This is a genomic window from Saonia sp. (assembly GCF_056326165.1).
Genome location: NZ_JBWFBN010000006.1, coordinates 178,639 through 186,987, shown reverse-complemented (window position 1 = coordinate 186,987; position 8,349 = coordinate 178,639). Strand labels below are relative to the sequence as shown.

Sequence of the window (8,349 nt, the reverse complement as noted above, 5' to 3'; positions counted from 1 at the left end):
TGCGACCTCCGCGTCCCAAACGCGGCGCGATAACCGGGCTACGCTACACCCCGAAGGTTATCTATATATTAAAAGAAAATTGCGGAGAGAATGGGACTCGAACCCATGCGACAGTTACCCGTCGACAGATTAGCAATCTGCTCCGTTACCACTCCGGCACCTCTCCAATATTTTCTATAGAACACGCATATAAAATGCGGATGCAAATGTACCTCTTCATATCTTAGAACGCAAAATTTTTTTTTAGTTTTTTAATTAAAAAAAGTCAAGGCTTTATTATTCAGGATATTCCACTCTAAGATGGTAGATGTTGGTCAATTTTTGCTTCAATACCTTCTTCACAGCTTCAATCTCTTTAAAGGTAATGTTGGCATTTAAAAACTGATTTGCCTGCATTTGACCACTAATAATCTTATCAATAAACTCATCTATTATTTGATACGTAGGGTTTTTCAAACTTTTTGATGCCGCCTCTACAGAATCTGCCATCATTAAAATAGCTGTTTCCTTGGAAAAAGGGATTGGTCCTGGATAGCTGAAATCAGCAATATTTACATTCTCATTTTCTTCTTGTTGTTTTTTATAAAAATAATACACCACATTGGTACCATGGTGTGTTCTTATAAAATCAATAATTCTATCTGGCAGGTTATTTTTTCTCGCTATTTCTATACCTTCAATAACATGATTGATAATTATCTTGGCACTATCCATAGGTTTAAGTTCATTATGAGGGTTTACATTTGTAATTTGATTTTCCGTAAAATAAGTAGGGTTGTTCATTTTACCAATATCATGATATAAAGCTCCTACTCTAACCATCATTGCATTGGCGCCAATTTCGTTGGCAGCAGCTTCAGCTAAATTAGCAACTTGTAAGGAATGGTGAAATGTACCTGGGGCCTTATTAGAAAGTTCTTTTAGTAATCTTGAATTCGTATCAGAAAGCTCCAAAAGAGAAACATCTGAAACCAGTCCAAAAAGTTTTTCATAAATATAAATTAAAGGCTGGGCAAAGGCTAAAGTAATTACCCCATTCAATAAGAAAACCACCAATGTCATCCATTCTATATTATCCAAAGTACCTTCATGGATAATATGAAATGCTAAATAACCAACAATATATATCAAGGTAATTTGGCCTACAGAAACAAAAAGATTGGTTCTCTTATGCATTTCTGACACCGTTAAAATAGTAACAATCCCAGCAATGGTTTGCAAAAAGATATATTCAAAACTATTGGGAACCACAAAGCCTAAAATAAGTACCGTTAGGACGTGAGCAAAGAGCCCTAACCTGGCATCAAAAAATGTTTTTAAAATAATAGGAAGAATACATAATGGTACTAAAAAGACATAAGTTTCTTTATATTTTACAATAAGTGTGGTAATAAATACCATAAGTAAAATATTAAAAAAGATAAACGTAACCTTTGTATTGTTTCCAAAAATTTCTCTTCTATATTTTTTTAAAAAAAGAAGCAGCATCATAAGGACCAATGCAACCAAAATGGTATAGCCAAAAAGAATAAAATAATAGTTCTTTGAGCTCCAAAGCTCTGATTCATATTCTCCTTTTAAGGAATTTAAAATTTTATAATTATCAGCCTCAACAACCTCTCCTTTGACAATAATAATTTTCCCTTCATCAATATTTCCTCTTGTATGAGATATTTGTGATAGTTCTTCTTCCTGTGCTTTTAAAGACAAGTTCTCATCATAAGTAACATTTGGCTCAACAATGGAAGAGAAAAGATTTTGGAATTGCGAGGTATATTCCGTAAGTCTTTTCTGTTGTAATATCTCCTTTACAACCTTATGAATATCTTGTATATCATAAATCTGGTCAAACGAAAATTTTTCGGCTTCACGTTGCCTAACAATATATAGATTGCTGTTTTCCTTTTTTGCTTCTACTGTTAATACTCCATTCTTATAAAATTCCTGGAGAATATCTGTTCCAATATTTCTTAAAATTTGTTGCTGGGCATTATTTAATCCTTGGTCATTAAAAATGGCAGTGAATGAAGCTTCATAATCATTTTCCACTTTTTTAACAACCTCAGCATTATAAGTATAATAGTCAATTTGATTGTTTATAATTGCTAATCGTTCTTCCTCAATTTCTTCATTACTTTTCTTAATTGAAAAATCGAATGGAGCATATAAGTTCTCATATTGCCAAGGTTTTCCTTTTTGAAACTCGTATTTAAACTTCCCTCCTTTAGGAAAAAAGAACACAATAAAAAATATAGATACAAAATAAAGTAAGTACTTATATATGTTAGATTGGTTCTTATATAAATTATCCAGTGATTGGCTCATGCAGAAAATATCTATTTCAAAAATAGAAAATATAAGTTGAATAAAAATTTTATGGCAAAACCATCAGTATTGATAATTTATGGTTCTTTATTCGATGCGCTTTTTATTTATTAATTTCGCAACATAATTTTTTGCAAAATGAAAAAAGTAGTCATCGTTTCGGCAGTACGTACACCTATAGGAAGTTTTATGGGTGTATTATCTACCATCCCAGCACCCAAATTAGGGGCAATAGCAATAAAGGGTGCTTTGAATAAAATAAATCTTAATCCAGAAATGGTTGAAGAGGTTTTGATGGGAAATGTTGTACAGGCCGGTACAGGACAAGCGCCAGCTAGACAAGCTGCAATTTTTGCTGGAATTTCAAACACTGTTCCCTGCACAACAATTAATAAAGTTTGTGCCTCTGGAATGAAAACTGTTATGCAAGCTGCCCAGTCCATCGCCTTGGGTGACAACTCAATTGTAGTCGCAGGCGGAATGGAGAATATGAGCCTTATACCTCATTATGTACATATGAGAAATGGTGTAAAATTTGGACCTGCCACTTTAATTGATGGTTTACAGAAAGATGGTTTAGTTGATGTCTATGACCAAAATGCAATGGGTGTTTGTGCAGATGCTTGTGCCGAAAAATATGATTTTAGTAGAAAAGACCAAGATACTTATGCCATACAATCGTATTTACGCTCTGCTGAAGCATGGAAGAATGGAAAGTTCAATAACGAAATAGTTCCTGTGGAGGTTCCCCAAAGAAGAGGTGAACCAATTTTAATTAATGAAGATGAGGAATACAAAAATGTTAAGCTGGACAAAATACCAACTCTTAGACCAGCTTTTAGTAAAGATGGAACTGTGACAGCCGCAAATGCATCGACCATTAATGATGGTGCAGCTGCTTTGGTGCTCATGAGTGAAGAAAAAGCAAAAGAATTAAACATAGAGCCTATTGCTACTATTCTATCCTATGCAGACGCTGCTCATGAACCGGAATGGTTTACTACCGCTCCTGCTAAAGCCCTGCCAAAAGCTTTGAAGAAAGCCAGTATCTCTTTAGATAAAATTGATTATTTCGAATTTAATGAGGCTTTTTCCGTTGTTGGGTTGGCAAACATGAAACTTCTTAATCTAAACGATGACAATGTAAATGTAAATGGAGGAGCTGTTTCCCTAGGACATCCTTTAGGCTGTTCTGGTGCAAGAATAATAGTTACTTTGCTCAATGTTTTGGAACAAAATAATGGAAAAATAGGTGCTGCTGCTATTTGTAATGGCGGTGGTGGAGCATCTGCAATTGTTTTGAAAAAGCATTAAGAATTAAAGAATATATATGCAATACGGTATTTGCCACCTTAGTGCTGTCCCTGTTAGGTTTAATGCTGAAGAATCTGGAGAAATGACTACCCAACTTCTTTATGGGGATTATTTTAAGGTGATAGAGCATCGCAAAAACTGGAGTAAAATACGAATTGCCTTTGATGGTTTTGAAGGATGGGTATGTAATAAACAGTTCATTTTTATTTCGGAGGAAGATTATATAAATTTTGACGCATCCGAGGATATTAAAAATTCCTCAGACTTGGTTTCTTTTGTAGAATCAGAAAATAATGTATTAGTTCCCATACTTTTAGGCTCTTCAGTATTACATACAGACGTTTTATTACATCTATTTGAGGGTAGTATAATTGACACAGTAATGCCAAAATCCAATCTTATAAATACCGCCCTTTTGTATTTAAATACTCCATACCTATATGGTGGAAAAACCCCTTTTGGAATAGATTCTGGCGGATTTACTCAAATGGTATACAAGATGAACGGCTATAAATTATTAAGAAACCCCAATCAGCAGTCAACTCAAGGAGATGCCCTAAGTTTTATAGAAGAAAGTGAAGAAGGGGATTTAGCCTTTTTTGATAATAAAGAAGGAATTATAGACCATGTAGGTATTATTATGAAAAACAACTACATCATCCATTCTGATGGGAAAGTTAGAATTGATAGAATAGATCATACAGGTATTTTTAACAATGAAATTAAGACCTACACGCATAAATTAAGAGTCATTAAAAAAATTATATAAAAAAAAAAGCCTTCACATATGAAGGCTTTTTTTTTATAGATAGATGGTTTGTTACTCTCCCAACAAACCTTTTATTCTCATAAAATTATCATTGTCACCCAAAGCACCATATATATTTTTTAATTGGCTTAATATCGCTTGGTTATCTGTGCTAACTTTCAAAGCATCTTCCAACACTTTGGAAGCAACTACAAATAAATCATCCTTTTGCTGCTTAAGCGCATCATACTTGTCTAAATCGGCTCTTTTTCTAGAGGTAGATAGTTCATTCATTTCATCAATTAAACCATTTCCTTCATTAACATAAGTAGTAGAAAGGTTTAATTGTGCATTAACATAATCCGGTTTAATTTCTAAAGCTCTTTTATAAGAAGCTCTAGCCTCTTCAATATTTCCCTGCTCCATATTAATTACACCAATATTATAATGTAAATCTGCATTATCCGGTGCAAGATCAGCTGCTTCTGCCATCAATGATTTAAACATATCTTTGTCCCCTAATTTATAATGTAAATTAGCTTCATTCAATATTAAATTTACATCACCTGGATTATTAGCTCTAGCAACTTTATAAGCATCCATTGCTTTATCATCTTGACCTAATTGAGAGTAGATAAGAGCCATATTCTTAACAATCTCCGATTTTTTAGAAGGTATTTTTTCGTCTAAAGGCTCTGAGTGAGTACCAGCTTTTACAAATAGGTCTCTCTGTGTTTGATCCATTTCTTCTCTTTCTCCAGAAGCAACATTTAAAGCAGTATACTTAATGCCGCCGCCATCATAGCCTATTGCCTTAAGTTCATCATAATATTTTAAGGCATCCTCATAATGTCCACCGTTAACAGCACTACTAGAAGCATAGTACAAGTATGATGTGTCTTTTGGACTTAATTTATAGCCCATATATAGCTTTTCACCCGCCTCTTTGTATTTGTTATTGTTATTATCCTCAACTGCTGCATTAACTAAATCCGCCACCAAGGCTGCAACATGTTGATTGGCTTCGTTTGTATATTTCAACTTTCCACTTGCAGCTTCTATATCTATTAGTTTTTTGAAAGAAGTTGCAGCTTCGCTAAAAGCAGTTGCATCACCTTTCTTTGCTAAATCAGCATAGGTTTTACCACGTAGATAATAATACAACCCTTTTGTTTTTTCATCAGCTGCATCAATCAACGAAGCAGCACTTTCCAAAGCAGATTTTGCCGCCATGGAATCTCCACCTTTAAAAGCCTTATCAGCAGCTTTTAATTCTGCCTTTTGAGAAAATCCGACTATCGTGAAGGATATAGCCGCCAATAATAAAATTTTAGTTTTCATCTTTAAAATCAATTTATTTGTATTAGTGTTTATTAATTATTCTTTGGTTTCCGCATTGTCAGTATCAAGAGCCGTGCCATCTTCTTCATTTACCTCAATATCCAAGATGTCAGTCTCACTAATATCTTCTTCATATTTCATCACTTTCGCCACAGCAGCAATAGAATCATCACCTTTAATATTGATAAGTTTTACACCCTGCGTAGCTCTACCCATAACTCTTAAATCTTCCACGCTCATTCGTATTGCGATACCCGATTTATTTATAATCATAAGATCATCAGAATCTGTAACATTCTTAATAGCAACAAGTCCTCCTGTTTTATCTGTTATAGAAATTGTTTTTACTCCCTTACCTCCTCTATTGGTAATTCTGTAATCATCTATACTAGAGCGCTTACCATATCCATTTTCCGAAACTACCAAAATTTCCTCATCAAAATCATGGACTGAAACCATTCCTATAACTTCATCTTCTTCATGTGCAAGCGTAATACCTCTCACTCCAGATGCATTTCTACCCATAGGCCTTGTTTTGCCTTCCTCAAACCTAATTGCTTTTCCAGATTTAAGACCTAAGAATATTTGGCTTGTACCAGTTGTTAATTTAGCCTCTAACAACTCATCATTCTCTCTAATTCCTATTGCATTGATACCATTCTGCCTTGGTCTGGAATATTGCTCCAAAGAAGTTTTCTTAACAGTTCCTTTTTTAGTAGCCATAATTACATAATGACTATTTACATACTCCTCATCCTTTAAATCCTGAGTACATATAAACGCTTTCACCTTATCATCTTGTTCTATATTAATAAGATTCTGAATAGCTCTACCCTTGGAAGTTTTACTGCCTTCTGGAATTTCATATACACGCATCCAGAAACATTTTCCTTTTTGAGTAAAGAACAACATATACTGGTGGTTGGTACCAACAAATAAGTGCTCAAGGAAATCTTCATTTCTAGTTGAAGATGCCTTTTGCCCTACTCCTCCTCTATTTTGAGTTTTATATTCGGTTAACGGGGTTCTTTTAATGTAGCCGGCATGAGAAATAGTAATTACTACTTGCTCATCAGGAATCATATCTTCAATGCTTAAATCTCCACCTGCAAAATTAATTTCTGATCTTCTAGCATCACCGTATTTATCTTTCACCTCTAGGAGCTCATCTTTTATGATTTGCATTCTTCGGTCTTTATTAGCTAAAATGTCTTTTAACTCTTCTATAGTTTTAAGTATTTCTTCATACTCAGACCTTAATTTATCCTGCTCAAGACCAGTAAGTTGTCTTAGTCGCATTTCAACAATTGCCTTAGCCTGAATTTCAGAAAGCTTAAATCTTTCCTGCAAATTTTCACGTGCTTCATCAGCATTTGAAGATGCCCTAATAATAGCTATTACCTCATCAATATTATCAGAAGCAATAATAAGACCCTCAAGAATATGAGCTCTATCTTCAGCTTTCTTAAGTTCATACTTGGTTCTTCTAACAACTACTTCATGCCTGTGTTCCACGAAGTAATGAATCATCTGCTTAAGATTCAACAATTCTGGTCTGCCATTTACCAGTGCAATATTATTTACACTGAATGAGGATTGTAAAGCAGTATATTTATATAAGGTATTTAATACTATATTAGGAATAGCATCGCGCTTAAGTATATATACAATACGCATCCCTTTTCTGTCCGATTCATCACGAATACTAGAAATACCTTCAATTTTTTTATCATTTATTAAATCAGCGGTCTTTTTAATCATATCCGCCTTATTAATTTGATAAGGGATTTCTGTAACAATAATACATTCCTTACCCTGTACTTCTTCAAAAGTGGCTTTGGCTCTCATAACGACCCTACCTCTACCAGTATGGAATGCTTCTTTTACACCATCATACCCATAAATTACTCCTCCTGTAGGAAAGTCAGGGGCTTTTATATGGGTGATCAACTCATCAATTTCAATTTCATTATTATCAATATATGCAACAGTACCATCCACGACTTCTGATAGGTTGTGCGGTGGCATATTTGTGGCCATACCAACAGCAATACCAGATGCACCATTAATCAATAAATTGGGTATTCTAGTAGGCAACACAGTAGGCTCTTGCAAAGAATCATCAAAATTCAATTGATGATCTACCGTATCCTTATCAATATCTGCCAACATTTCATCAGCAATCTTTTGCATTCTTGCCTCTGTATAACGCATTGCCGCAGGGCTATCACCATCAACAGAACCAAAATTTCCTTGCCCATCTACCAACATGTAACGAAGGCTCCATTCTTGAGCCATACGCACCATAGAATCATAAACAGAAGTATCGCCATGAGGATGGTACTTACCCAAAACCTCACCCACAATACGGGCAGATTTTTTATGGGCGCTTCCTGATCTTACACCTAATTCGTGCATACCGTACAACACCCTTCTATGAACTGGTTTAAAACCGTCCCGAACATCTGGTAATGCACGTGACACAATGACCGACATTGAATAATCAATGTAGGCAGATTTCATTTCATCTTCTATATTAATAGGAATTAACTTTTCTCCTTCCGCCATACTTAATTTAAAGAATTTTACATGTTAAAAAATCAAGCCAATATACGGAAAAT

At 34.5% G+C, this 8,349-nt stretch carries 5 protein-coding genes and 1 tRNA gene; 2 read left to right on the top strand and 4 right to left on the bottom strand.

Annotation, left to right across the window (positions count from 1 at the left end):
* Nucleotides 1–82: 82 nt before the first annotated feature.
* Nucleotides 83–166: transfer RNA gene (locus tag AC000W_RS07820), tRNA-Ser, on the bottom strand.
* Between the two features lie 110 nt (nucleotides 167–276).
* Complete coding sequence (locus AC000W_RS07815) at nucleotides 277–2,325, bottom strand: HD family phosphohydrolase (protein WP_474747365.1); 2,049 nt, start codon at nucleotides 2,323–2,325, stop codon at nucleotides 277–279.
* A gap of 138 nt (nucleotides 2,326–2,463) precedes the next feature.
* Between AC000W_RS07815 and AC000W_RS07810 the strand changes: the two genes are divergently transcribed.
* Nucleotides 2,464–3,639 carry an acetyl-CoA C-acyltransferase gene (locus tag AC000W_RS07810; RefSeq protein WP_474747364.1) on the top strand — a complete coding sequence of 392 codons (1,176 nt, stop codon included), beginning with the start codon at nucleotides 2,464–2,466 and terminating at the stop codon, nucleotides 3,637–3,639.
* A gap of 16 nt (nucleotides 3,640–3,655) precedes the next feature.
* Entirely contained in the window at nucleotides 3,656–4,408 is a 753-nt protein-coding gene (locus tag AC000W_RS07805) for a C40 family peptidase (protein WP_474747363.1), read from the top strand.
* Between the two features lie 51 nt (nucleotides 4,409–4,459).
* Here the strand turns inward: AC000W_RS07805 and AC000W_RS07800 are convergent, their stop codons facing one another.
* Nucleotides 4,460–5,728: a tetratricopeptide repeat protein gene (locus AC000W_RS07800; RefSeq protein WP_474747361.1), complete on the bottom strand. Its 1,269-nt coding sequence runs from the start codon at nucleotides 5,726–5,728 to the stop codon at nucleotides 4,460–4,462.
* A gap of 36 nt (nucleotides 5,729–5,764) precedes the next feature.
* Nucleotides 5,765–8,296 carry a DNA gyrase subunit A gene (gyrA, locus tag AC000W_RS07795; RefSeq protein ID WP_474747360.1) on the bottom strand — a complete coding sequence of 844 codons (2,532 nt, stop codon included), beginning with the start codon at nucleotides 8,294–8,296 and terminating at the stop codon, nucleotides 5,765–5,767.
* Nucleotides 8,297–8,349 lie beyond the last annotated feature (53 nt).